Annotated in this window: 21 protein-coding genes and 1 pseudogene; 14 read left to right on the top strand and 8 right to left on the bottom strand. The window is 73.5% G+C overall.

The genetic code is table 11. The features are described from left to right. Positions 1-28 precede the first annotated feature (28 nt). The 7 genes from ABZ135_RS03960 to ABZ135_RS03930 all read left to right on the top strand — a co-directional run bounded on the left by ABZ135_RS03960 (position 29) and on the right by ABZ135_RS03930 (position 5,361). A complete protein-coding gene (locus tag ABZ135_RS03960; RefSeq protein ID WP_356691453.1) occupies positions 29-862 on the top strand; it encodes a helix-turn-helix domain-containing protein in 834 nt (277 codons plus the stop codon). A gap of 104 nt (positions 863-966) precedes the next feature. Then, positions 967-2,535: a 30S ribosomal protein S12 methylthiotransferase RimO gene (rimO, locus tag ABZ135_RS03955; protein ID WP_356691452.1), complete on the top strand. Its 1,569-nt coding sequence runs from the start codon at positions 967-969 to the stop codon at positions 2,533-2,535. Then, on the top strand, positions 2,532-3,218 hold the full coding sequence (gene pgsA / locus ABZ135_RS03950; protein WP_356691451.1) for a CDP-diacylglycerol--glycerol-3-phosphate 3-phosphatidyltransferase: 687 nt from the start codon (positions 2,532-2,534) through the stop codon (positions 3,216-3,218). The genes rimO and pgsA overlap by 4 nt, the downstream gene beginning before the upstream one ends. Further along, positions 3,215-3,757 carry a CinA family protein gene (locus tag ABZ135_RS03945; RefSeq protein ID WP_356691449.1) on the top strand — a complete coding sequence of 181 codons (543 nt, stop codon included), beginning with the start codon at positions 3,215-3,217 and terminating at the stop codon, positions 3,755-3,757. Before pgsA ends, ABZ135_RS03945 begins: the two co-directional genes overlap by 4 nt. 109 nt (positions 3,758-3,866) lie before the next feature. Continuing rightward, complete coding sequence (locus tag ABZ135_RS03940) at positions 3,867-4,250, top strand: helix-turn-helix transcriptional regulator (RefSeq protein ID WP_356691448.1); 384 nt, start codon at positions 3,867-3,869, stop codon at positions 4,248-4,250. 197 nt (positions 4,251-4,447) lie between these two features. Next, positions 4,448-4,918, top strand: coding sequence for a DNA starvation/stationary phase protection protein (locus ABZ135_RS03935; protein ID WP_356691446.1), 471 nt, complete (start codon positions 4,448-4,450; stop codon positions 4,916-4,918). Positions 4,919-5,025: 107 nt separating this feature from the next. Then, the gene (locus tag ABZ135_RS03930; RefSeq protein WP_356691444.1) at positions 5,026-5,361 is read left to right on the top strand and encodes a hypothetical protein; all 336 of its coding nucleotides are present in this window, start codon (positions 5,026-5,028) and stop codon (positions 5,359-5,361) included. A gap of 161 nt (positions 5,362-5,522) precedes the next feature. On the opposite strand, the gene ABZ135_RS03925 is transcribed toward ABZ135_RS03930, so the two are convergent. Together ABZ135_RS03925 and ABZ135_RS03920 are read right to left on the bottom strand one after the other, a co-directional pair. Beyond that, a complete protein-coding gene (locus ABZ135_RS03925) occupies positions 5,523-6,323 on the bottom strand; it encodes a DNA-formamidopyrimidine glycosylase family protein (protein ID WP_356691442.1) in 801 nt (266 codons plus the stop codon). Positions 6,324-6,415: 92 nt separating this feature from the next. After that, positions 6,416-11,062, bottom strand: coding sequence for a DEAD/DEAH box helicase (locus ABZ135_RS03920; RefSeq protein WP_356691440.1), 4,647 nt, complete (start codon positions 11,060-11,062; stop codon positions 6,416-6,418). Positions 11,063-11,425: 363 nt separating this feature from the next. On the opposite strand from ABZ135_RS03920, the gene ABZ135_RS03915 reads away from it, so the two are divergent. Genes ABZ135_RS03915 through ABZ135_RS03905 form a run of 3 tightly spaced genes read left to right on the top strand, consistent with a single transcriptional unit; the run spans position 11,426 to position 13,357 of the window. Then, a complete protein-coding gene (locus tag ABZ135_RS03915; protein ID WP_356691438.1) occupies positions 11,426-12,277 on the top strand; it encodes an AraC family transcriptional regulator in 852 nt (283 codons plus the stop codon). Positions 12,278-12,317: 40 nt separating this feature from the next. Further along, positions 12,318-13,052, top strand: a complete 735-nt coding sequence (locus ABZ135_RS03910) for an AzlC family ABC transporter permease (protein WP_356691436.1) — start codon at positions 12,318-12,320, stop codon at positions 13,050-13,052. Next, the gene (locus ABZ135_RS03905) at positions 13,049-13,357 is read left to right on the top strand and encodes an AzlD domain-containing protein (protein WP_356691434.1); all 309 of its coding nucleotides are present in this window, start codon (positions 13,049-13,051) and stop codon (positions 13,355-13,357) included. The genes ABZ135_RS03910 and ABZ135_RS03905 overlap by 4 nt, the downstream gene beginning before the upstream one ends. A gap of 124 nt (positions 13,358-13,481) precedes the next feature. On the opposite strand, the gene ABZ135_RS03900 is transcribed toward ABZ135_RS03905, so the two are convergent. Continuing rightward, positions 13,482-14,417: a hypothetical protein gene (locus ABZ135_RS03900; protein ID WP_356691432.1), complete on the bottom strand. Its 936-nt coding sequence runs from the start codon at positions 14,415-14,417 to the stop codon at positions 13,482-13,484. Between the two features lie 79 nt (positions 14,418-14,496). On the opposite strand from ABZ135_RS03900, the gene ABZ135_RS03895 reads away from it, so the two are divergent. Then, positions 14,497-14,691: a DUF3046 domain-containing protein gene (locus tag ABZ135_RS03895; RefSeq protein ID WP_356691430.1), complete on the top strand. Its 195-nt coding sequence runs from the start codon at positions 14,497-14,499 to the stop codon at positions 14,689-14,691. A 250-nt stretch (positions 14,692-14,941) separates the two neighbouring features. Further along, positions 14,942-16,090, top strand: coding sequence for an AI-2E family transporter (locus ABZ135_RS03890; RefSeq protein ID WP_356691489.1), 1,149 nt, complete (start codon positions 14,942-14,944; stop codon positions 16,088-16,090). Between the two features lie 24 nt (positions 16,091-16,114). On the opposite strand, the gene ABZ135_RS03885 is transcribed toward ABZ135_RS03890, so the two are convergent. From ABZ135_RS03885 to ABZ135_RS03865, 5 genes are all read right to left on the bottom strand, one after another. After that, on the bottom strand, positions 16,115-16,894 hold the full coding sequence (locus ABZ135_RS03885) for a cytochrome d ubiquinol oxidase subunit II (RefSeq protein WP_356691428.1): 780 nt from the start codon (positions 16,892-16,894) through the stop codon (positions 16,115-16,117). Between the two features lie 26 nt (positions 16,895-16,920). Beyond that, positions 16,921-18,213, bottom strand: a complete 1,293-nt coding sequence (locus tag ABZ135_RS03880; protein ID WP_356691426.1) for a cytochrome ubiquinol oxidase subunit I — start codon at positions 18,211-18,213, stop codon at positions 16,921-16,923. Between the two features lie 214 nt (positions 18,214-18,427). Then, positions 18,428-19,093 (bottom strand): response regulator transcription factor, encoded by a 666-nt coding sequence (locus ABZ135_RS03875; RefSeq protein ID WP_356691424.1) that lies wholly within the window; start codon positions 19,091-19,093, stop codon positions 18,428-18,430. Then, a complete protein-coding gene (locus ABZ135_RS03870) occupies positions 19,090-20,346 on the bottom strand; it encodes a sensor histidine kinase (protein ID WP_356691422.1) in 1,257 nt (418 codons plus the stop codon). The genes ABZ135_RS03875 and ABZ135_RS03870 overlap by 4 nt, the downstream gene beginning before the upstream one ends. 159 nt (positions 20,347-20,505) lie before the next feature. Then, entirely contained in the window at positions 20,506-21,924 is a 1,419-nt protein-coding gene (locus ABZ135_RS03865; protein ID WP_356691420.1) for an MFS transporter, read from the bottom strand. Between the two features lie 106 nt (positions 21,925-22,030). Here ABZ135_RS03865 and ABZ135_RS03860 point away from each other — a divergent pair, with 106 nt between their 5' ends. After that, entirely contained in the window at positions 22,031-22,690 is a 660-nt protein-coding gene (locus ABZ135_RS03860; RefSeq protein WP_356691418.1) for a helix-turn-helix domain-containing protein, read from the top strand. Between the two features lie 154 nt (positions 22,691-22,844). Further along, a pseudogene (gene recA, locus ABZ135_RS03855) lies at positions 22,845-23,804 on the top strand (recombinase RecA); the annotation flags it as partial. Positions 23,805-23,847 lie beyond the last annotated feature (43 nt).

The following is a 23,847-nucleotide window of genomic DNA, read 5'->3' as shown; positions in this document are numbered from 1 at the left end:
GGTGGCTACACGCTCGAAAGGCGCTCTCGTGTCCATCGGCAACTCCCCCGAATCCCCCGAGGACGACCGGAACTTCCCGGCAGATGACCGGGATTCGATCGGTCGCGCCCTCCAGCAGGCCCGTGTCGCCGCCGGTCTCACCGTCGAAGAGGTCAGTGCCTCCACCCGGGTGCGCGTCCCGATCGTGCACGCCATCGAGGAGGACGACTTCTCGCGCTGCGGCGGCGACGTCTACGCCCGCGGCCACGTCCGCACGCTCGCGCGTGCCGTGGGGCTCGATCCGGCACCGCTGGTCGAGCAGTACGACGCCGCGCACGGCGGTCGGCCCGCGCCCACCCCGGCCGCCCCCCTCTTCGAGGCGGAACGCATCCGCCCCGAGCCCCGCCGCCCCAACTGGACCGCCGCCATGGTCGCCGCGATCGTGGCCGTCGTCGGCTTCGTCGGTTTCACCATGTTCAACGGGACCTCGGGGCAGGCGGGCCCCCAGTCGGTCGCGGAGGGGCCCGCACCGGTCACCAAGACCACCGCCCCCAAGCCCAAGCCCGTCAAGCCCGACCCCAAGCCCGTGCCCTCCGAGAGCGCCATCGCGGCGGTCCCGGCGGACAAGGTCACGGTCAAGCTGACCGCCACCGACGACAAGAGCTGGATCTCGGCCAAGGCCCACGACGGCAAGCTGCTCTTCGACGGGCTGCTCCTCGCGGGCGAGTCCAAGACCTTCCAGGACGACGAGCGCATCGATCTCATCCTCGGCAACGCCGGGCCGATCGAGCTCTACGTCAACGGGAAGAAGATCGAGGACTCCTTCGAGGCCGGCCAGGTCGAGCGCCTGTCGTACACCAAGGGTGACCCCCAGGCGGGCTGACCGCCGACGCCCCGCCCCGGGGCCCGGCCACCGGATGTGACGACCGTCGCGCAGGTGAACCCTGCGCGACGGAGGTGCGTCCGGGACAAAGTAGTCTTGAGTCCATGCCCGAACGCCGTACCGTCGCCCTTGTCACTCTCGGCTGCGCCCGTAACGAGGTGGACTCGGAGGAGCTCGCAGGCCGCTTGGCAGCGGACGGCTGGGAGCTCGTCGAGAACGCCGAGGAAGCGGACGTCGCCGTCGTCAACACCTGCGGCTTCGTCGAAGCCGCCAAGAAGGACTCCGTCGACGCCCTCCTCGAAGCCAATGATCTGAAGGACCACGGCCGCACCCAGGCCGTCGTCGCCGTCGGCTGCATGGCCGAGCGCTACGGCAAGGAGCTCGCCGAGGCCCTGCCCGAGGCCGACGGCGTGCTCGGCTTCGACGACTACGCCGACATCTCCAACCGCCTCCAGACCATCCTCAGCGGTGGCAGCGTCGAGGCGCACACCCCGCGCGACCGCCGCAAGCTGCTGCCGCTGTCCCCGGTGGAGCGGCAGAAGGCCGCGGCCACGGTGGCGCTGCCCGGGCACGGCGACGGGGCCTCTGAGGCCGCCGACGCCGCCGAGGCCGTCCAGGCGCCCGTGGCGCCCACCGACGTGCCCAGCGACCTGCCGGAGGGCCTCGCGCCCGCTTCCGGGCCGCGCGCGCCGCTGCGCCGCCGCCTGGACACCAGCCCCGTCGCCTCCGTGAAGCTGGCCTCCGGCTGCGACCGGCGCTGCTCCTTCTGCGCCATCCCGTCCTTCCGCGGCTCCTTCGTCTCGCGCCGCCCCTCGGACGTGCTGAACGAGACGCGCTGGCTCGCCGAGCAGGGCGTCAAGGAGATCATGCTGGTCTCCGAGAACAACACCTCCTACGGCAAGGACCTCGGCGACATCCGCCTCCTGGAGAGCCTGCTGCCCGAGCTGGCGGCGGTCGACGGCATCGAGCGGGTCCGGGTCAGCTACCTCCAGCCCGCCGAGATGCGCCCCGGCCTGATCGACGTGCTCACCTCCGTCGAGAAGGTCGCCCCCTACTTCGACCTGTCCTTCCAGCACAGCGCGCCGGACGTGCTGCGGGCGATGCGCCGCTTCGGCGACACCGACCGCTTCCTGGAGCTCCTGGAGACCATCCGCTCCAAGGCCCCGACCGCCGGCGCCCGCTCCAACTTCATCGTCGGCTTCCCCGGCGAGACCGAGGCCGACTTCGCCGAGCTGGAACGCTTCGTCACCCACGCCCGCCTCGACGCCATCGGCGTCTTCGGCTACTCCGACGAGGACGGCACCGAGGCCGCCACGTACGAGCACAAGCTGCCCCAGGACGTGGTCGACGAGCGCCTCGCCCACCTGTCCCGGCTCGCCGAGGAGCTCACCGCCCAGCGTGCGGAGGAGCGGATCGGCGAGACCCTGGAGGTACTGGTCGAGTCCTTCGACGAGGAGGAGGACGGCTGGATCGGCCGGGCCGCCCACCAGGCGCCCGAGACCGACGGCCAGGTGTTCCTCCCCGCCGACTCGGCCGAGGGCCTCGACCTCGCCCCGGGCCGTATGGTCAGGGCCGAGGCCGTCGCCACCGAAGGCGTCGACCTGGTGGCCGAGTGCCGCCCATCCCTGGGGAGCGACCCCCAGGCCCCCGAGGCCGAGGAGGCGAGCAGATGACCGGAGTCCCGGCATCCGCGACGGGCGGGTCCGGAAGGCCGGCGCCGCGCGGCAAGCTGGGCGCGGCGGCCGTCAATCAGGCCAGCCTCTGGAACATCGCCAACATCCTCACCATGATCCGGCTCGTGCTCGTGCCCGGCTTCGTGGTGCTGCTGCTCCAGGACGGCGGACACGACCCCGCCTGGCGCGCCTGGGCCTGGGCCGCGTTCGCCGTGGCCATGATCACGGACATCTTCGACGGGCACCTGGCCAGGGCGTACAACCTGGTCACCGACTTCGGCAAGATCGCCGACCCGATCGCCGACAAGGCGATCATGGCGGCGGGCCTGATCTGTCTGTCCGCCCTCGGCGACCTGCCGTGGTGGGTCACGGCGGTGATCCTCGCCCGGGAGCTCGGGATCACGCTGATGCGGTTCTGGGTGATCCGGCACGGAGTGATCCCGGCCAGCCGGGGCGGCAAGATGAAGACCCTCGCGCAGGGCACGGCGGTGGGCATGTACGTGCTGATGCTCACCGGTCCACTCGCCACCCTGCGCTTCTGGGTGATGGCGGTGGCCGTCGTGCTGACGGTCGTCACCGGACTCGACTATGTGCGACAGGCGGTCGTGCTGCGCCGCCGGGGGCTCGCGGAGGAGCGGGCGGCCGCGGCGGCCGAGACGGGTTCGGGGGCCGGCGCGCGATGAACGAGGCCGCCCGGGTGCTGGCGCTGCTCGCGGAGCGTGGTCACACGCTGGCCGTCGCGGAGTCCCTCACGGGCGGTCTGGTGGCCGCGGAGCTCACCGGGGTACCCGGTGCCTCGAAGTCCTTCCTCGGGTCCGTCACGGCCTACGCCACGCCCCTCAAGGAGCGGCTGCTCGGCGTCGACGGGACCCTGCTGGCTGAGCGCGGGGCCGTGGACCCGCAGGTCGCCCTGCAGATGGCGGCCGGTGTGCGGGGCAGACTGGGCGCCGACTGGGGCCTCGCGACGACCGGTGTCGCGGGTCCCGATCCGCAGGACGGGCAGCCGGTGGGGACCGTGTACGTGGCCGTCGCCGGGCCGCCGGCGGGGGCCGACGGGGCCGCCGGCACGGGGAAGGTCGCCGCTCTGCGGTTGAACGGCGATCGAGCGGAAATCCGTAGAGAGAGTGTACGGAGCGTGCTCGAATTGCTGAGGGAACTGCTCGCCGACGAACACTCGGAAAATGCGCGGGCACAGGATACGGAACAGAACGGGGGAGATTGATGTTTGCAGCCATGAGTGAACACGACATCGCTCCCCGCACGGCCGCGGCGCGAGGCGGTACGGTGGGGCGTGAAGGATGCGGCTACGCGGTCCGAGGAGGGAGCCACCGATGATTCTGCTCCGTCGCCTGTTGGGTGACGTGCTGCGTCGGCAGCGCCAGCGCCAGGGCCGTACTCTGCGCGAAGTCTCCTCGTCCGCCCGAGTCTCACTCGGCTATCTCTCCGAGGTGGAGCGGGGGCAGAAGGAGGCTTCCTCCGAACTGCTCTCCGCGATCTGCGACGCGCTGGACGTACGGATGTCCGAGCTCATGCGCGAAGTGAGTGACGAACTGTCGCTCGCCGAACTCGCCGAGTCGGCGGCGGCGAGCGAACCGGTGCGAGCACCGGTCCGGCCGATGCTCAATTCGGTGTCGGTGACGTCGGTGGCCGGTGTGCCCACCGAGCGGGTGACCATCAAGGCGCCCGCGGAGGCCGTGGACGTCGTCGCCGCCTGAGAACGAAGCGGGGTGAAGCCCCGGTCGGTGCCCTGGTCAGGGCATCGACCGGGGCTTTCCTCTTTTCCGGCCGGGGCGTTGGTCCTTCCCCCTGTGGGCCTTTGGTCCGCTCATCACCTGATTGCGTTTGAGATGCCGGATTCGGGTGATGCGTGACATCGTTGGGGGAACCGTACGACCGAAGGTGGAGAGTGCGCATGACTGTCGTGAAGAGCTCCCTGTCCGATGCCGACCTGAAGACGGTCGGCAACGCCCTGCAGGGGGCGCTGGTCGACCTGGTCGACCTCGCCCTGGTGGCCAAGCAGGTCCACTGGAACGTGGTCGGTCCCCGTTTCCGCTCCGTCCACCTCCAGCTCGACGATGTCGTCGCCACGGCCCGGACCCACTCCGACACGGTGGCCGAACGTGCCTCCGCGATCGGCGTCAATCCGGACGGGCGCGCCGCCACGGTGGCGTCCGGCAGTGCGATCGGCACCGTGCCGGAGGGCTGGATCAAGGACACGGACGCGGTGCGGATCCTCGTCGACGCGCTGGCCGCGGTGGTGACCCGGATGCGCGAGCGCATCGACGTGACGGAGGAGCCGGACCCGGTCACCCAGGACATCCTGATCGGCCTCACGGCCGACCTCGAGAAGCACGCCTGGATGTTCCAGGCGGAGAGCGCCTGACCGTGGCGGAAGACGTGGCGATATGCGTCCCGTGCGCCGGGGTTGCCTCTTGTGCGCCCTGCCGCCGGGTGATCCTGCCGGTCTAGCGTCGACCGGAGGAGGCGGCCATGGTACGGCGACGGGTTCCGCTGGTGACGCTCATACTGGTCGCGGCCGGACTGGCGGCCGGTGGGCTCTGGTGGTGGGCGGTGGTGCGCCTGCTGCTGGTGCCGGGGGAGGCCGGGCCGGTCGAGGGGGCGGTGGCCGCGGGCGGTTGGGGGCTGAGCCTTTTGCCGGTGCACGTGGCCGCCTCTTCGGCACGGCGGCGGGGACGGGGACGCGGTGACGGGCCGGGACGGCTCCCGGGTCTCCGGTTCCCGGATTTCCGGTTCCCGGGTCTCCGCCGTGCCGTCACCAGGACATCGTCACACCGCCGTTGGGGCGGAGGATCTGCCGCGTCGTGAACGACGAGGCGTCACCGGCCGGATGGAGGACCGCGTGAGGTCGTACGTGGTGAGGGCCAAGCCCGGACCGTACGACCCGATCTGACGGCCCGTCCGTCATCGGCCGTCACGGGCGGTGGGGCGGGTGCGAGGCGGGTGCCACGGGATCGTCGAGGGGCGGGTCAGTGCGCGGGTTCTCCCTGCGGGCCCTTCTGGCAGCCGGGGCACCAGTACGTCACCCGGTCGCCGAGCTCCGCCTTGCGGATCGCGGTGCCGCAGCGTGGACAGGGGCGGCCCGCGCGGCCGTAGACGTGCAGGCGCTCGCCGGGGCGGCGGCTCGCGGTCGTCCGCATCCCGGGACGGTGCTTGTTCTCCTCCAGGAGCCGGTGCGCCGTGGCCACCAGCCGCTCCGGGACGCCCGGCGCGAGCTCGCCCACCGGCAGCCAGGGCGTGACGGCGGCGAGGAAGGCCAGCTCCGACTTGTAGACATTGCCGATGCCGGCCAGGTTCCGCTGGTCGAGCAGGGCCTCCCCGAGCGTGCGGGACGGGTCCGCGCCGAGGCGACGCACGGCCTCCGCCGGATCCCAGTCCGGACCGAGGAGATCCGGCCCCAGATGGCCGACCACCTTTGCTTCCTCGTCCGTACGGATCAGCTCCAGGACCGGCAGGCGGTAGCCGTACGCGGTGAACTCCTCGTTCCCGAGAATCGCCCGGATCTGGTGCGCGGGCCCTCCGCGCGGCCGCTCCCCGGTGGCGTACACCCGCCATGCCCCGTCCATCCGCAGATGGGAGTGCAGCGTGAGCCCGCCCTCGATCCGGGCGAGCAGATGCTTCCCGCGCGGGGTGACGTCGAGCACCCGCCGCCCGGTCAGATCGGCGGTCGCGAACCGGGGCACCCGCAGATCGGACCGCGTCAGCACCCGGCCGGCCAGCGCCGAGTCGAGCCGGTGGGCCTCGTACCAGACGGTGTCTCCTTCGGGCATGGGGCCATGATGCCGTGCGGTGCCGTCCCGTGCGGGGGCGCGCCGTCCCGGAGCGCGCCGGGCAGGGGTTTGAGGCCCGTGCCGGGCAGCCGTCAGGCGCGGAGGCGGAGGCCGCGGGGGGTGGCGTGGAAGCCGGCGGCCTCCAGGGAGCGGGAGAGCGGGGAGGTGAGGGCGGTCGCCCCGTTGATCCGCTCCACCGTGACCGTGCCCAGGGAGCCCGCCGACGCCGCTGCCGCCAGGGCCTCCGCGGCCGCCCGCAGCGCCGGGGAGTCCGGGTCGGCGGACCAGCAGAGCAGCGTCTTGCCGCCCCGCTCCATGTAGAGCGTGAGCTCGCCGTCCACCAGGACGACCAGCGCACCCGCCTTGCGGCCGGGCTTGTGACCGGCGCCCGTCGGCGGCTCGGGCCAGGACAGGGCCGCCCCGTACGCGTTCGCCGGGTCGGCCGCCGCCAGCACCACCGCCCGGGGGCCCGCACCCTCCTCGGCGCCCCGGTCCCGGGCGTTCGCCGCCGCGCGCAGCCGGTCCACCGCTCCGTCCATGGCGAACTGCGCGGCGCCGAGGCCCTCCACGACATAGCCGCGGCGGGCCTGCCCGCTGTCCTCGAAGGCGGACAGGATCCGGTACGTCGCCGAGAAACCGCCCTCGACGCCCTCGGCGGCCACCGCGCCCCGGGTGACGACCCCGTGCCGGTCCAGGAGCGTGCGGGCCAGCGCGTGCGCCCGGTGGGTGGGCTCCGGCTCCAGCGGCGGCAGCAGCGACCAGCGACCGCTGACCGTGGGCGGCCCCGAGCGGGTCGCCGGGCGGGCGGCGGCGCTCAGCGTCCCGTAACGGCCGCGCGGGACTGTGCGCCGGGCGCGGTGCGCCGTGGAGCCGGCCGTGCGGCCCGAGCCGAGCAGGGAGCGCAGCGGGGCCAGGGTGTCGTTGGTGAGCCGCCCCGACCACGCCAGGTCCCACAGCGCGTCCGCGAGCTGCGGATCCGTCGCGTCCGGGTGGGTCGTGGCCCGCACCTGGTCGGCGATCTGACGGAAGAACAGCCCGTACCCTCCGGAGAGGATCGCCAGGACGGACTCGTGGAGACCGGTGAGCTCCAGCGGATGCGCCGGCGGCAGGAGCAGCGGCGCCGCGTCGGCCAGGTAGAGCGAGATCCAGCCGTCCTTGCCGGGCAGTGCCCCGGCGCCCGCCCAGACCACCTCGCCCGTCGTCGTCAGCTCGTCGAGCAGCGCCGGGGAGTAGTCCCGCACCCGCGACGGCAGGATCAGCCTCTCCAGGGCCGAGGCCGGCACCGGCGCGCCCTGGAGCTGCTCGATCGCCCGGGCCAGGCCGTCGATCCCGCGCAGGCTGTTGCTCCCCAGGTGCTGCCACTGGGGCAGGAAGGTGGCGAGCGCGGCCGGCGGCACCGGCTCCAGCTCGTGCCGCAGAGCCGCGAGGGACCGGCGGCGCAGCCGGCGCAGAACGGCGGCGTCGCACCACTCCTGGCCGATCCCGGAGGGGTGGAACTCGCCCTGCACGACCCGCCCGGCGCCGGCCAGCCGGTGCAGGGCGCCGTCGGTGACCGCGGTGCCCAGGCCGAAGCGGGCCGCGGCCTCGGAGGTGGTGAACGGGCCGTGGGTGCGGGCATAGCGGGCGAGCAGGTCGCCCAGCGGGTCCTTCACCGGCTCCGTGAACGCCTCCGGGACGCCCACCGGCAGCGCCGTGCCCAGCGCGTCCCGCAACCGGCCCGCGTCCTCGATCGCCGCCCAGTGGTCGCGGCCCGCGATCCGCACCCGGATCGCCCGCCGGGACCGGGACAGCTCCTCGGCCCAGCCGGCCTCGGCGCCCCGCGCGGCCAGCTCCTCGTCGGTCAGTGGTCCGAGGACCCGCAGCAGGTCGGCGACGCCCTCCACGTCCTTGATCCGCCGGTCCTCGGTCAGCCACCCCAGCTCCCGCTCCAGCTCGGCGAGCACGTCCGGGTCGAGCAGCTCCCGCAGCTCCGCCTGCCCGAGCAGCTCCGCCAGCAGCCGGGAGTCCAGGGACAGCGCCGCCGCCCGCCGCTCGGCGAGCGGCGAATCGCCCTCGTACAGGAACTGGGCCACATAGCCGAAGAGCAGCGAGCGGGCGAACGGGGACGGCTCGGGCGTCGTGACCTCCACGAGCCGCACCCGGCGGGACTCGATGTCCCCCATCAGCTCCCGCAGGCCCGGCACGTCGAAGACGTCCTGGAGGCACTCGCGGACGGCCTCCAGGACGATCGGGAAGGAACCGAACTCGCTCGCCACCTGGAGCAACTGCGCGGCCCGCTGCCGCTGCTGCCACAGCGGGGTGCGCTTGCCGGGGTTGCGCTTGGGCAGCAGCAGGGCGCGCGCCGCGCACTCCCGGAACCGGGAGGCGAAGAGGGCGGAGCCGCCGACCTGGTCGGTGACGATCCGCTCGATCTCGCCCTGGTCGAAGGCGACGTCGGCCGCGCCGACCGGCGCCTGATCGCTGTCGTACGTGGTGTCGGCGAACCGGCCCGGGTCCACCGTGTCACCGGGGACGTCGTCGAGCAGGTCGAGCCCCATCAGGTCCGCGTCCGGCAGCCGCAGCACGATCCCGTCGTCGGCGTGCATCACCTGCGCGTCCATGCCGTACCGCTCGGCGAGCCGGGCGCCCAGGGCCAGCGCCCACGGGGCGTGCACCTGCGCGCCGAACGGGGAGTGGATGACGACCCGCCAGTCGCCGAGCTCGTCGCGGAACCGCTCCACCAGGACCGTCCGGTCGTCCGGCACATGGCCGCACGCCTCGCGCTGCTCGGCCAGATACGCGATGACGTTCTCCGCCGCCCAGGCGTCGAGACCGGCGGCCAGCAGCCGGAGGCGGGCGTCCTCGGGGGACAGGGCGCCCACCTCGCGCAGGAACGCGCCGAGCGCGCGGCCCAGCTCGAGCGGGCGGCCGAGCTGGTCGCCCTTCCAGAACGGCAGCCGCCCCGGCACGCCCGGCGCGGGCGAGACCAGGACCCGGTCACGGGTGATGTCCTCGATCCGCCAGGACGTGGTGCCCAGCGTGAAGACGTCGCCGACCCGCGACTCGTACACCATCTCCTCGTCCAGCTCGCCGACCCGGCCGCCGCCCTTCTTCGGGTCGGAGCCCGCCAGGAACACCCCGAAGAGGCCCCGGTCGGGGATCGTGCCGCCCGAGGTGACGGCGAGCCGCTGCGCGCCCGGCCGGCCCGTGACCGTCCCGGCGACCCGGTCCCACACCACACGCGGGCGCAGCTCGGCGAAGGCGTCGGAGGGATAGCGCCCGGCCAGCATGTCCAGGACCGCCGTGAAGGCCGACTCCGGCAGCGCGGCGAACGGCGCCGCCCGGCGGACCGTCGCGAGCAGGTCGTCCACCTGCCAACTGTCCAGGGCGACCATCGCCACCAACTGCTGGGCGAGGACGTCCAGCGGATTCGCCGGAATCCGCAGCGACTCGATGGACCCGCTGCGCATCCGCTCGGTCACCACGGCCGACTGCACGAGGTCGCCCCGGTACTTCGGGAACACGACACCCGTGGACACCGCGCCGACTTGGTGGCCCGCGCGGCCCACGCGCTGGAGGCCGGAGGCGACCGACGGCGGCGACTCCACCTGCACGACCAGGTCCACCGCGCCCATGTCGATGCCCAGCTCCAGGCTGGAGGTGGCGACGACGGCGGGCAGCCGGCCCGCCTTCAGATCCTCCTCGACCTGGGAGCGCTGCTCCTTGGACACCGAGCCGTGGTGCGCGCGGGCCAGCAGCGGCGGGGCGCCCTGCGCGGCCCCCGACTGGGCCATGATCTCGGCGGGCGGGGCGTCCTCGGGCAGGGCCTCGCCGGTGGCCCGCTCGTACGCGATCTCGTTGAGCCGGTTGCAGAGCCGCTCGGCCAGGCGCCGGGAGTTGGCGAAGACGATCGTGGAGCGGTGCGCCTGCACGAGGTCGGCGATCCGCTCCTCCACATGCGGCCAGATCGACGGCTTGTCACCGCCCTCGGTGCCCTCCGAGGCCGGGGAGCCCCCCAGCTCGCCCATGTCCTCCACCGGCACGACCACGGAGAGGTCGAACTCCTTGTCGGACGGCGGCTGGACGATCTCCACCTTCCGCTGCGGCGACAGATAGCGGGCGACCTCCTCCACCGGCCGCACCGTCGCCGACAGGCCGATCCGGCGGGCCGGGCGCGGCAGCAGCTCGTCGAGCCGCTCCAGGGAGAGGGCCAGATGGGCGCCCCGCTTCGTACCGGCGACGGCGTGCACCTCGTCGAGGATGACGGTCTCGATGCCCGCGAGCGCGTCGCGCGTGGCCGAGGTGAGCATCAGGAACAGCGACTCGGGGGTGGTGATGAGGATGTCCGGCGGCCGGGTCGCGAGCGCCCGCCGCTCGGCGGGCGGGGTGTCGCCGGAGCGGATGCCCACCTTCACGTCCGGCTCGGGCAGCCCGAGGCGGACCGACTCCTGGCGGATGCCGGTCAGGGGGGAGCGCAGATTGCGCTCGACGTCCACGGCGAGTGCCTTCAGCGGCGACACGTACAGCACCCGGCAGCGCTTCCTGGCGTCGGCGGGCGGGGGAGTGGCCGCCAGCCGGTCGAGGGAGGCGAGGAACGCGGCGAGCGTCTTTCCGGACCCGGTCGGCGCGACGACGAGCACGTCCGAGCCCGCGCCGATGGCCCGCCAGGCGCCCTCCTGCGCGGCGGTGGGCGCGGTGAAGGCCCCGGTGAACCAGCTACGGGTCGCGGGGGAGAACGAGTCGAGCGCGGACCTGACCATGCCCCCCATCGTGCACCCCGCCACTGACAACCGCTCGGACCTGGGGAAACCGGCTCGTGGCGGTCGCGGCGGCGGGCGCACAATGAGGACATGGCGAGCGGCGAGGCGGAGAAGGGGCGGGTCGGCGGAACGCTTCCGGACCGAAGGGCTCCGGACCGAGCAGCTCCGGACCGAGCAGCTCCGGACCGAGCGGTTCCGGACCGAGCGGCTCCGGGCCGTCGGCCGGCGCGGCCCCCGGAACCGCCGCGCGGGCACGCGGTCACCGAGGGCGACGCGAGCGGGGCGCCGGCCGAGGGGTCGCGTCGGGAGGGGTTGGGCCGGGAGGGCACGGGGAGTCAGGGCTCCGGCCTGGTGGAGGGGGCCGTGCGGCGGGAGCGGGCGCGCTACTGGCGGTATCCCGAGCTGCCCGGCGTCGACCTGCTGCACGCGCACTACATCCGCAAGTCCTTCTCCCGGCACACTCACGAGAGCTTCGTCTTCGCCGCCATCACCGAAGGCGTCGAGGCATTCCACTACGGCAGCGACCTCGTCCACGCGGGACCGGGCCAGATCGCGCTGGTCAACCCCGACACCCCGCACACCGGGCACGCCGGGGTGCCCGAGGGATGGACGTACCGCACCATCTATCCCGACGCCGAGCTGATCCGGTCCATCGCCGCCGACACCCTCGCCCTGCGCGGCGACGTCGGCTTCACCGCCCCCGTCGTCGACGACCCCCACGCGGCCCAGCTCGTCATCGGCGTCCACCGCGCCGCCGAGGAGGGCAACGCGCTCGCCGCCGACAGCCTGCTGCGGCTGGTCACCGCGCGGATGCTGCGCAGCCACGGCGGCCGGGTCAGACCCCTGGCACCCCTCGCGGGCGGGGCGCGGGACGCGGCACGCGCGCGTGCCGTCCTGGAGGAGCGGATGGCCGACCCGCCGACCCTGGAACGCCTCGCCGCCGAGCTCGGCACCAGCCCCTTCGCCCTGCTGCGGGCCTTCCGCAAGGCGTACGGGATGCCGCCGCACACCTGGCTCACCGACGCCCGGGTACGGCGGGCCCGCCTGCTCCTGGACGCCGGCACGCCCCCGGCGGAGGCCGCCGTCGCGGTCGGCTTCACCGACCAGCCCCACCTGAACCGCCACTTCACCAGGAGCGTGGGGGTGCCCCCGGGCGCCTATCAGCGGGCCAGGGCCGCAAGAACGTACAAGACCGGGCGCGGACCGGCCTCGTAACGTCCCTGACGTGGCACAAGAGACAGCAATACCCTCAACGGTGGACAGCGGAGCGACGGCGGCGCCCAAGAGCGACCGGGCCGTCGTGCGCGACGCCCTCGGCGTCGGCATCGCCGTCGGACTCTCCGGCTTCGCCTTCGGCGTGACCTCGGCCGGATCCGGCCTCACCCTGCTCCAGACCTGCGCGCTCAGCCTGCTGGTGTTCACCGGCGCCTCGCAGTTCGCGCTGGTGGGAGCCCTCGCCGCGGGCGGGAACCCGTTCACCGCCGCCGCCGGGGCCTTCTTCGTCGGCACCCGCAACGCCTTCTACGGCCTGCGGCTCTCGCAGTTGCTCGCGCTGCGCCCGCTCGTCCGGCCGCTCGCCGCGCAAGCGGTGATCGACGAGACCACCGCCGTCGCCCTCGCCCAGCCGGACCGCAGGGCCGCGCGCATCGGCTTCACCGTCACCGGAATCACCCTGTACGTGCTGTGGAACGTCACCACACTGCTCGGCGCGCTCGGCGCCGAGGCCATCGGCGACACCGGCGCGTGGGGCCTGGACGCGGCGGGACCCGCGGTCTTCCTCGCCCTGCTCGCGCCCATGCTGAAGAGCGCCGCGGAGCGCGCCACGGCCGCCCTCGCGGTCCTGCTGGGCCTGGGCCTGCTGCCCGTCCTGCCGGCCGGCGTGCCCGTCCTGGCCGCCGCGCTCGCCGCCCCCGCCGTCCTCTGGGTGCGCGGCCGGCGGCTGGGAGCCGGGGACGGCCGTGCCGCCCGCCCGGAGGAGGACGCCCGATGAACGTCTGGCTCGCCATCGCGCTGACGGCCGCCGGCTGCTACCTGGTGAAGCTGCTGGGCCTGCTGGTCCCCGCCGGCACCCTGGAGCGGCCCCTCGTCCGGCGCCTCGCGGCCCTGGTGCCGGTCGCCCTGCTGGCCGCGCTCACCGCCCAGCAGACCTTCAGCGCCCAGAGCGCCCTCACGCTCGACGCCCGCGCCGCCGGCCTCGCCGCCGCGGCCCTCGCCCTCCTCCTGAGGGCCCCGTTCCTGGTGGTCGTCGGCGCGGCCGTCCTCGTCACGGCGGGGGCGAGGGCCCTGGGCGGCTGACCGAGCGCCCGCGGGGGCGGCGCGCCGGGCGCGTCCGGGCCGGGCTGCCAGGCCGGGCCGGGCCGGGGGGCCGGGGCTGCCATGCCGGGCCGCCGGGCCCGCCTGGCCCGCCGGCCCCGCCCGGTCAGGCGATCGCGCGGCCGTGCGCGCGCAGCGTGCGGAGGGCCTCCACGGTCACGATCGGGCGGCTCTCCAAGGCGGAGCCGGGGGCCCACTGGCGCCAGGTGACCGGCCAGCCGCCGTCCTCCTCCTGGGAGGCCGCGAGGTGGTCCAGGGACCGGGCCATCTCCTCGTCCGTGAACCAGCGGCGCGCCAGCGAGTCCGGCACGCGCGCGTAGTCGTGCGGATAGTGGTGCTCGCCCGGCGCGTAGCCGTCCGCGACCGGGTAGTCCTCCGGCCGGTCCGGGTCGAGCACGGCGAGCCGCTGCTCGCGCACCAGGCGCCCCAGCCGGTCGCTCGCCGCCTGGGCGCGGGCGCGGTCGGGGACCCCGTCGAGGAACGCGACGGCGGCCTGGACCTCGTACGGATGCGACTTCTCCAGCGCCTCCACGGCCGCCCAGCAGAACTCCGTGGCCCGGAACAGCCACGCGTGCCACACCTGGTTGCGGTGCAGCAGGCCGACCACCGGCCCGGTGGACAGCAGCTCGCTGGGCGGATCCTCCACCACGGGCACGAACGGGGCGGCGGGATAGCCGCGTTGCGAGGGGTGGACGGCGGGCAGCGCGCCGTCGTGCGTCGACACCTCCGTCAGATAGCGGCAGATCCGCTCCACCCGCAGCCCGCCGCAGCGGCCGATGGAGTCGAGGACCCGCAGCGCGTGCGCCGTGTGCAGCGGCTGGCTGACCGGTCCGCGCAGATCGGGTTCGAGGGCGTGGCCGTAGCCGCCGTCCTCGTTGAGGTACGCGGTGAGCGCGGCCTCGACGGGGTCGGCACCGCCGCGCAGGAAGTGGTAGGCGAACCGGCGCTGTTCCAGCACGCGGGCGGTCAGCCAGACGAAGTGCTCGGCACGCGCGAGGGGTGACGCGGACGGATCGGGGGTTTCTGCAGGTTTTCCGGCCATGCTCCGACCGTAGGCGGGAAAGCGCGTCTGACAAGGTCTACGGCCCCGGCTGCACTCCTGAGGGCGGGATACTGGAGTCATGCGGTTGACGATTTTCTGGGAACGGATGACGGAGCACTTCGGTGCGTCCTATGCCGAGACCTTCGCGCGCGACCATGTCATGACGGAGCTCGGCGGCCGGACGGTGCACGAGGCGCTGGACGCGGGCTGGGAGGCCAAGGACGTGTGGCGGGCGGTCTGCGTGGCCGTCGGCGTACCGGCCGAGAACCGATGACCTGACGGGTCAGGGCCGGAATGTCCGTACGGTGCGCGAGACTGGCGGGGTGGCCCCGACTGACGCGAACGACGAGCACGACGAGACCGATGGCAACGACACCCACCGCGGCGACGACGGCAAGGGCGAAGGCAAGGGCAGAGGCACGGGCGACGGCGACCGCGGGAGCGCGTCGCGGGAGCACTCCGCCGCGCCCGCCGATTCCGTCCCGCCCGCCGATTCCGCCGCGACCGTTCCCCCGGCGGCGCGCATGCCGCGCTGGCTGCCGCGCGCCCTGGTGCTCGCCCTCGCCCTCTACGCCTGCTTCCAGTTGGGGAGCTGGGCCTTCCACCAGCTCATCGGGCTCCTCGTCAACATCCTGCTCGCCTTCTTCCTGGCGCTCGCCATCGAGCCGGCCGTCGGTCGCATGGCGGCGCGCGGGATGCGCCGGGGGCTCGCGACCTTCATCGTCTTCTTCGGCGTCCTGGCCATCGGCGTCGGCTTCGTCGTGCTGCTCGGCTCGATGCTGGCCGGCCAGATCGTCGACATGTTCGAGAACTTCCCCAAGTACATCGACTCGCTGATCAACTGGACCAACCAGCACTTCCACACCGAGCTGTCCCGGGTCGAGGTCCAGGACAGCGTGCTGCGCTCCGACTGGCTGCAGAAGTACGTGCAGAACAGCGCGGCCGGCGTCCTGGACGTCTCCGCCACCCTCCTCGGCGGCCTGTTCAAGCTGCTGATGATCTTCCTCTTCGCGTTCTACTTCGCCGCCGACGGGCCCCGGCTGCGCCGGGCGCTGTGCTCGGTGTTGCCGCCGGCCCGGCAGACCGAGGTGCTGCGGGCCTGGGAGATCGCGGTCGACAAGACGGGCGGCTACCTCTACTCGCGCGGCCTCATGGCGCTGATCTCCGGCGTGGCGCACTTCGTGCTCTTCGAGATCCTCGGCGTGCCCTACGCGCCGGCGCTGGCCGTGTGGGTCGGTCTGGTCTCGCAGTTCATCCCGACGATCGGCACCTATCTGGCGGGCGCCCTGCCGATGCTGATCGCCTTCACGGTGGACCCCTGGTACGCGCTGTGGGTGCTGGGCTTCGTCGTGATCTACCAGCAGTTCGAGAACTACGTGCTGCAGCCCAAGCTGACCTCCAAGACGGTCGACATCCATCCGGCGGTGGCCTTCGGCTCGGTCGTCGCCGGCACCGCGCTGCTCGGCGCGGTCGGCGCGCTGATCGCCATCCCCGCCGTCGCCACCCTCCAGGCGTTTCTCGGCGCCTATGTGAAGCGGTACGACGTGACGGACGACCCGCGCGTCCACGGCCACCGGCGGTACGGCGAGGCAGTCGTCGCCCGGCTCCAGAAGGCGCTGCACCACAAGAAGGAGAAGGACGAGGCCCAGGCGAGGAAGCGCGACCAGGCGTAGCGGCCAGACGCAGGGGCAGGCAGGTCACAGGTAGGACGGGCCGGTCACCCGGTGCCGGAAGGCGTGCCAGATCCATGCCTGGACGCCGACGAGCGGCACCGTGACGACGAGCAGGGCCGGCACGAGCAGGGCGAGGGTGGCCTCGTCGGCGGTGTGGTGTCCGGGCGCCAGCGCGCCGCCCGTCGCGAGCGGAAGGCCGCCGAGCAGCACGGCGGTGAGGGCGAAGGAGTGCCAGGGGCGGCGGGCGCGGCCGACGAGCCGGCGGGCCCGCTCGTACGGCAGCCCCGTCAGGCGCAGGGTGGCGAAGCCGAGCCCGTGCGCGGCGAAGAGCGCGGCCACCGCGAGGGCGGTGAGGACGGCGGTGGGCCCGGTCGCGGGCTCGTACGGGCGGCCGGTGAGGAGCGCGGCGAGCAGCCAGCCCGTCGCCAGGGCGAGCGACCAGCTTCCGGCCGTCACCGCGCCGTCGCAGAACGCCCGCCAGCGCGGCCCGGGGCCGCGTCCCCGCGTCCAGAGGCCGATGTCCCGCACGATCCAGCCGGTCAGGAGGGGGACGAGGACCGGGAGCTGGCCGGTGAGCAGGGTGCCTTCGAGCTCCGGGAAACAGCCGGCGAGCACGCCCGCGGTGGCGACCAGCCAGACCTCGTTGCCGAGGAAGAAGGGCGCGAAGGAGGCGAGGACGAGTCGCCGTTCACGGTCGGTGCGGCCGAGGTACGGGGTGAGCATGCCGGTCCCGATGTCCGCGCCGGCGAGGACGAACCAGCCGGTGGTGAAGAAGGCCAGCAGGGCGAGGGCGAGGGTGTCCACGGTCGGGTCGACTCCTCTTCGGGCGGTCAGTAGCGGGGGGCGGGCAGGGCGGCGGCCGGGTCGGGATCGTCCGCGGCGGCGGCCCGGTCGTCGTGGCCGAGACCGGCGTCGACCGGACCGCGACGGGCGTGCCGGGCGAGCAGCCAGGCGTTGAGGACGGCGAGGAGGACGAAGAGGGCGGTGAAGACGGTGAACGAGAGGCGCATGGTGCCGAGGGAGAGGGCGGACACCGCGTCCTCGGTCTTCAGCAGCCCGTACACCACCCACGGCTGCCGCCCGGCCTCGCGGAAGACCCAGCCGCTGATCATCGCGAGGTACGGCAGCGGGACGGCCGCCATGAGGGCGAGGTGCCAGAGCCGGAAGCGGAAAACGGCCCTTCTGAAGCAGGCCAGGATCATGCCGGCGAAGCTGAAATACATCATCAGGGCGAAGCAGATGAGCATGACGAGACCGGCCCCGCGGGTCCAGCCGAGCGAGGGCACGTAATCCCCCGGACCGAACCGCGCGACCATGTCGGCCTGGATCTGCGCGATTTCCGCCGTCTTCTGGCTGAATACGGCGGATTTCATGGGCTGGAAGGTGCGCAGGCTCGCGAACTGGATCCCGCCGAAGACGGCCGTCACCATCAGCGCGGGAAAGGACAGGAACACCCCGATCCGCAGACTGCGCCCGAAGAACTCCCACTCCGGCGTACGCCGGAACAGGTGGTAGGCGCTCACCCCCGCGACGAAGAACCCCGCTGTGAGCAGCGCCCCGGCCATGACGTGCCCGAAGGCGAGCAGCGCGGAGGGGTTGGTGAGCACGGCCACCGGATCGTCGAGCACCAGCTTCCCGCCCTCCGACCGGTGCCCCACGGGGTGGTTGAGGAAGCCGTTGGAGACCAGGATCCAGTAGGCCGAGAGGTACGCGGTGAGGGTGACGATCCAGATCGCCGCCAGGTGCGCCCAGCGGTTCAGCCGGTTCCAGCCGAAGATCCACAGCCCGAGGAACGTCGACTCGACGAAGAAGGCCACGATCGTCTCGACCGCGAGCGAGGCGCCGAAGACGTTCCCCGCGTAGTGGGTGAGCCCGCTCCAGCTCATGCCGAACTGGAACTCCATCACCAGGCCGGTGACGATCCCGACCGCGTAATTGATCACGTAGAGCTGGCCCCAGAAGCGCACCAGGCGGGCGTCCAGCGGTCTCCGGGAGACGGTCGCCCTGGTCTGGAGCACGGCGACGACGGTCGCGAGCCCCAGGGTGAGAGCGACGAAGAGGAAGTGGCCGCCCGCCGTGAGGGCGAACTGCAGCCGCGCGAGATCGAGGACGTCCGGGTTCACGCCCTCAGCCTCGGCGTACGGCCGGGGGCGGGGCGTCGCCCCCTGGTGGACACCCTGCCTACCCCGGAGGTTGCGCCGGGCCCGGCCCCCGTACCGCAGGAGTTGCGTCCGGCCGGCCCCGACCCCTAGGGGGCGGCCACGTCGGCCAGGCGGTCACCCCGGCCGGGCTCAGTCCCTGCCGGTCAGGCCGGTGGTCACCGCGGCCCGGCCGGGATCAGGCCAGCCAGCCCGGCGTGATCATCCCCGACTCGTACGCGAGGATCACCAACTGCGCCCGGTCCCGCACGTCCAGCTTGGTCATGATCCGGCTGACATGGGTCTTCGCCGTCGCGGGTGACAGGACGAGCCGGCGGGCGATCTCGTCGTTGGACAGCCCCGCCCCCACCAGGCCCATCACCTCCCGCTCGCGTTCCGTGAGCGCGTTGAGCCGGGGGCTCGGGTCCGGCTGCCGGGCCCGGCCCGCGAACTCGGCGATCAGCCGCCGGGTCACCGCCGGGGCGATCAGCGCGTCGCCGCGCGCCACCACCCGCACCCCGTGGAGCAGCTCCATCGGCTCGGTGTCCTTCACCAGGAAGCCGCTCGCACCGGCGCGCAGCGCCCCGTACACGTAGTCGTCGACGTCGAAGGTGGTGAGGATGACCACCCGTACGCCTTCGAGGCGGGTGTCCTCGGTGATGCGGCGGGTCGCCTCCAGACCGTCGAGGACCGGCATCCGGATGTCCATCAGGACGACGTCCGGGCGCAGTTCGCGGGCGAGCGCGACCGCCTGCTCCCCGTCGGCCGCCTCGCCGACCACCTCGATGTCGTCCTCGTCGGTCAGGATCGAGCGGAAGCCGGCCCGGACCAGGTTCTGGTCGTCGGCGAGCACGACGCGGATCATGCGGAGTCTCCCTCGGCGGGACGTGTGGTGGGGGCGGTCGGGGCGGTGGGATCGGCCGGGTCGGCGGGCGCGACTGGACCGGCTGGACCGGCTGGGGTGGTGAGCGGGAGCCGGGCCTCGACCCGGAAGCCGCCGGGAACGTTACGGGCCGTCAGTTCGCCGCCGAACGCCCGGGCGCGTTCCGCCATGCCGCAGATCCCGCTGCCCGGCGGCGCGTCCTCCGGCGCGCCCCCGCCGTCGTCCTCGATCCGCAGCCGCAGCTCGTCCGCCCGCCACTCCAGTGCGATGAGCGCCGAACGCGCGCCCGCGTGCCGGGTCACGTTGGTCAGCGACTCCTGCACGATCCGGTACGCGGCCAGGTCGAGCGGCGGCGGCAGCGGTACGGGCGTGCCCTCGACCTGCGTACAGATGTCGAGGCCGGTGCTCGCCGCCCGCTCCACCAGCTCCGGCAGCGACGCGAGGCCGGACACCGGCGCCATGGGCGCGGCCTCGTCGGCCCGGCGCAGCACCCCGAGGGTGGCCCGCAGCTCGCGCAGCGCCTCCTTGCTCGTGTCCCGTACGGCCCGCAGCGCCTCGTGCGCCGTGGCGAGGGCGAGCTCGGGGGCGGGCTTCTTGCCGAGCCGGTGCAGCGCGGCGCCCGACTGGACGTTGATCAGCGAGATGCTGTGGCCGAGGATGTCGTGCAGCTCGCGGGCGATCCGCAGCCGTTCCTCGGTGGCGCTCTGCCGGGCCCTGGCCTCCTGCTCCCGCTCGGCGGCGAGGGCGCGCTGCTCCACCTCGTACAGATAGGCGACCCGGTTGCGCTGGGCGCGGCCGACGGCGACCAGGCTGATCAGCCAGCCGGCCATCATGGCGAGCGAGGTGCCGTCGATCTGTCGCCGCCCCGGCTGGTGACCGACCTCGCCGAGGCCGACGGCGAGCAGCGTCACGGCCGCCAGGGCGACGGCGGCGGCGAACCGGCCCTCGGCCGCGGCGGTGTACAGCGCGAGCGCGAAGGCGATCAGGAGCGGCCCGTCCTGCGCGGACAGCGGGTAGTACAGGGCGCAGGCCAGGAGCGTCACCACGGCCACCGCCACCGGCAGCCGGCGGCGGAGGCAGAGCGCCGCGCAGCCGACCAGGATCAGCGCCCAGCCGAGCACGGTCCGGGAGACCGGCTCCTCGGCGTGGCGGGCCGAGACCAGGGTCCAGACCGTCACGACGACCAGGACCACGAGCGCCAGGCCGGGATCGCGCATACGGCGGGGGAGGGGCATGAAGGGAAGGATAGGCACGGCCCACCGGCCCCCGGGACCGTCGCGCCCGCGTCGGGGGCCCTGCGCAGGGCCCGCTTCGCCCAGGGCCCCGCGTTGCGGAGTCCGTCTCTCGTGGCCGTCTCGCCGTGGCCGTCACGCCGCGGCCGTCACGCCGGTCCGTCACGCCGGTCGGGGCGAGGCAGTTCGGGAGGCGCGGGCCACGAGGAGGAGGAAGAGGCCGCAGCAGGTCACCAGGAGCCAGCCGGGCCGCGCGGCCTGGGCGAGGAGGACGGGGGGAGTGTGGGCGACCAGGGCTCCGGCGGCGGCGATGCCGACGGCGGCGCCGAGCTGGCGCGCGGTGGAGGTGATGGCTCCGGCGACGCCGGCACGGGAGGACGGCAGCCCGGAGACGGCGGTGTTGGTGAGCGGGGCGTTGGCGAAGCCGAAACCGATGCCGATGAGGAGGTACGCCGTCAGGAGCTGCGGGAGACCGGTGTCCTGGTCGAGGGGCACGAGGCACAGACCGCCGGCGGCGGTGAAGGCGCCGGCGAGGAGCAGCGGGCGGTGCGGCCCGAGGCGGCCGACCAGGCTGCCGGCCCAGGGGGCGCAGAGCGTGGCCCCGAGCGCCATGGGGAGCGTCGCCGCGCCCGCCGCGAGCGGGGTCCAGCCGCGGGCGTGCTGGAGGTAGAGCGTGGTGAGCAGGAGGCTGACGTTCAGCGCGACGAACACCGCGACGGCACCGAGCACCGCCATCGTGAAGGCGGGGCGCCGGAAGAGGCCGAGGTCCATGAGCGGCTCGGGCCGGCGCAGCTCCACCCGGACGAACGCGGCCGTCGCCGCGGCGGCCACCGCGTAACCGGCGAGGGCGAGGGGCGAGGTCCAGCCGAGGCGGGGCGCTTCGATGAGGACGGCGACCGTGGCGGCCAGGGCCAGGGTGAGGAGGACCTGTCCGGCCAGGTCGAGCCGACGGGCGCGGCCCCGCGACTCGGGCACGAAGACGGCGACGAGGAGGAGGGCGGCGCCGACGACGGGCGCGTTCACCCAGAACACCGACCGCCACCCGAACGCCTCGATGAGGGCGCCGCCGGTGACCGGGCCCGCCGCCATGCTGAGCCCGAAGACGGACGCCCATATGCCGATCGCACGGGCCCGCTCCCGGGGGTCGGGCATGGCGTTCACCACGATCGCCAGGGCCACGGGGCTCAGCATGGAGGCCCCGACGCCCTGGACGGCCCGCGCCGCGACGAGGAGGCCGAGCGACGGCGCCAGGGCGCAGGCCAGTGAGGCGACGCCGAAGACGACGAGGCCGTACCGGAAGACCCGGCGACGGCCAAAGCGGTCGGCGAGGGCGCCGGAGACGACGAGGAAACCGGCCAGGACCACGGTGTACGCGTCCACGATCCATTCCAGGCCGCGCGTGTCGGCGCCCAGGCCGCGCCCGATCTCGGGAAGGCCCACGTTGACGATGGTCGTGTCCAGGCCGACGAGGAACATGCTCAGGGCGCAGACGGCCAGGACGGTCCATCTCCGGCGGGCGCCGAGGGGTTCGCCGGCCGGGGGCACGGTGGTGGTCGGCGGTGTGGCTGCTGGAGTGCTCATGAGGTGCGCCTTCTGTCATCGTGCGTGCCGGATCTGCTGTCCGTCATGCTCGAAGCCGGCGACCGCGACGGCCCAGCACTTTTGCGGAGACCGCAAAATGGAAGCCATGGACGCCGCTCCCGCCCCCGCCACCTCTCCCGCCTCCAGCTCCGCCCCCGCCGCCTCTCGCGCCCCCAGCCCCGCCCCCGCTTCCGACGTCGCGCGGATCCTCGACGGCATCGGGCCCCGCTTGCGGGCGCTGCGGCGCGACCGGGGGCTCACCCTGGAGGCCCTCGCCGCCGACACCGGGATCTCGCTGAGCACGCTGTCGCGCCTCGAGTCCGGCAAGCGGCGCCCGACGCTCGACCTGCTCATCCCGCTCGCCCGGGCGCACCGGGTCGCCCTGGACCAGTTGGTGGCGGCGCCCGCCACCGGCGACCCGCGCGTCCACCTGCGACCCCGGCGCGGGAAGCGCGGCAGCGTGCTCGTGCCGCTGACGCAGTACCCCGGCCGGGTCCAGGTCTTCAAACAGGTGCTGTCGCAGCGTGAGCCGAAGTTGGTGACCCACGCCGGATACGAGTGGCTGTACGTGCTCGCCGGCACGCTCCGGCTGGTGCTCGGCCCGCGGGAGTACACGCTCCGCCCCGGCGAGATCGCCGAGTTCGACACCGCCGAGCCGCACTGGTTCGGCCCCGCCGGTGACGAGGCCGTCGAGATCCTGCACCTGTTCGGCCCGCAGGGCGATCAGGCCGTGGTCCGCACCGGGCCGCCGGCCGCCACGACGTGACCCCGCGCCCGGCGTGGTGCGCTTGACACGTAAATCGAACATCCATTCTTATGGGAGGGCCGGGCCTTGGAAGGGCGGGGTTGTCGCCGAGTTATCCACAGGCCGGAGGGGACGTCGGGGCCCATTGTCAGTGGCAGGGGTTAGCGTCTTTCACATGAAGCGATCGACTCAAGCAAACCGGGTGGAACCCATGGCAGGAACCGACCGCGAGAAGGCGCTCGACGCCGCGCTCGCACAGATTGAACGGCAGTTCGGCAAGGGTGCCGTCATGCGCATGGGCGAGCGCTCGAGGGAGCCGATCGAGGTCATCCCGACCGGGTCGACCGCCCTCGACGTCGCCCTCGGCGTCGGCGGCCTGCCCCGCGGCCGTGTCGTGGAGATCTACGGACCGGAGTCCTCCGGCAAGACGACCCTGACCCTCCACGCCGTCGCCAACGCGCAGAAGGCCGGCGGCCAGGTCGCCTTCGTGGACGCCGAGCACGCCCTCGACCCCGAGTACGCCCGCAAGCTGGGCGTCGACATCGACAACCTCATCCTGTCCCAGCCGGACAACGGTGAGCAGGCCCTCGAGATCGTCGACATGCTGGTCCGCTCCGGCGCCCTCGACCTCATCGTCATCGACTCCGTCGCCGCGCTCGTCCCGCGCGCGGAGATCGAGGGCGAGATGGGCGACTCCCACGTCGGTCTCCAGGCCCGTCTGATGAGCCAGGCCCTGCGGAAGATCACCAGCGCGCTCAACCAGTCCAAGACCACCGCGATCTTCATCAACCAGCTCCGCGAGAAGATCGGCGTGATGTTCGGCTCGCCGGAGACCACGACCGGTGGCCGCGCCCTGAAGTTCTACGCCTCGGTGCGCATCGACATCCGCCGCATCGAGACCCTCAAGGACGGCACCGAGGCGGTCGGCAACCGCACCCGCTGCAAGGTCGTCAAGAACAAGGTCGCGCCCCCCTTCAAGCAGGCCGAGTTCGACATCCTCTACGGCCAGGGCATCAGCCGCGAGGGCGGCTTGATCGACATGGGCGTGGAGCACGGCTTCGTCCGCAAGGCCGGCGCCTGGTACACGTACGAGGGCGACCAGCTCGGCCAGGGCAAGGAGAACGCCCGTAACTTCCTGAAGGACAACCCCGACCTCGCCAACGAGATCGAGAAGAAGA

This window comes from Streptomyces sp. NPDC006339 (assembly GCF_040612775.1).
GTDB lineage: Bacteria > Actinomycetota > Actinomycetes > Streptomycetales > Streptomycetaceae > Streptomyces.
Note: the sequence above shows the minus strand (reverse complement) of the source record. Positions and strands in the feature narration are given on the sequence as shown.

Coding starts and splice junctions, on each gene's coding strand:
- rimO (WP_356691452.1), top strand. CDS start 967: ATGCCCGAACGCCGTACCGTCGCCCTTGTCACTCTCGGCTGCGCCCGT.
- pgsA (WP_356691451.1), top strand. CDS start 2,532: ATGACCGGAGTCCCGGCATCCGCGACGGGCGGGTCCGGAAGGCCGGCG.
- ABZ135_RS03945 (WP_356691449.1), top strand. CDS start 3,215: ATGAACGAGGCCGCCCGGGTGCTGGCGCTGCTCGCGGAGCGTGGTCAC.
- ABZ135_RS03940 (WP_356691448.1), top strand. CDS start 3,867: ATGATTCTGCTCCGTCGCCTGTTGGGTGACGTGCTGCGTCGGCAGCGC.
- ABZ135_RS03935 (WP_356691446.1), top strand. CDS start 4,448: ATGACTGTCGTGAAGAGCTCCCTGTCCGATGCCGACCTGAAGACGGTC.
- ABZ135_RS03930 (WP_356691444.1), top strand. CDS start 5,026: ATGGTACGGCGACGGGTTCCGCTGGTGACGCTCATACTGGTCGCGGCC.
- ABZ135_RS03925 (WP_356691442.1), bottom strand. CDS start 6,323: ATGCCCGAAGGAGACACCGTCTGGTACGAGGCCCACCGGCTCGACTCG.
- ABZ135_RS03920 (WP_356691440.1), bottom strand. CDS start 11,062: ATGGTCAGGTCCGCGCTCGACTCGTTCTCCCCCGCGACCCGTAGCTGG.
- ABZ135_RS03905 (WP_356691434.1), top strand. CDS start 13,049: ATGAACGTCTGGCTCGCCATCGCGCTGACGGCCGCCGGCTGCTACCTG.
- ABZ135_RS03900 (WP_356691432.1), bottom strand. CDS start 14,417: ATGGCCGGAAAACCTGCAGAAACCCCCGATCCGTCCGCGTCACCCCTC.
- ABZ135_RS03895 (WP_356691430.1), top strand. CDS start 14,497: ATGCGGTTGACGATTTTCTGGGAACGGATGACGGAGCACTTCGGTGCG.
- ABZ135_RS03890 (WP_356691489.1), top strand. CDS start 14,942: ATGCCGCGCTGGCTGCCGCGCGCCCTGGTGCTCGCCCTCGCCCTCTAC.
- ABZ135_RS03875 (WP_356691424.1), bottom strand. CDS start 19,093: ATGATCCGCGTCGTGCTCGCCGACGACCAGAACCTGGTCCGGGCCGGC.
- ABZ135_RS03870 (WP_356691422.1), bottom strand. CDS start 20,346: ATGCCCCTCCCCCGCCGTATGCGCGATCCCGGCCTGGCGCTCGTGGTC.
- ABZ135_RS03865 (WP_356691420.1), bottom strand. CDS start 21,924: ATGAGCACTCCAGCAGCCACACCGCCGACCACCACCGTGCCCCCGGCC.
- ABZ135_RS03860 (WP_356691418.1), top strand. CDS start 22,031: ATGGACGCCGCTCCCGCCCCCGCCACCTCTCCCGCCTCCAGCTCCGCC.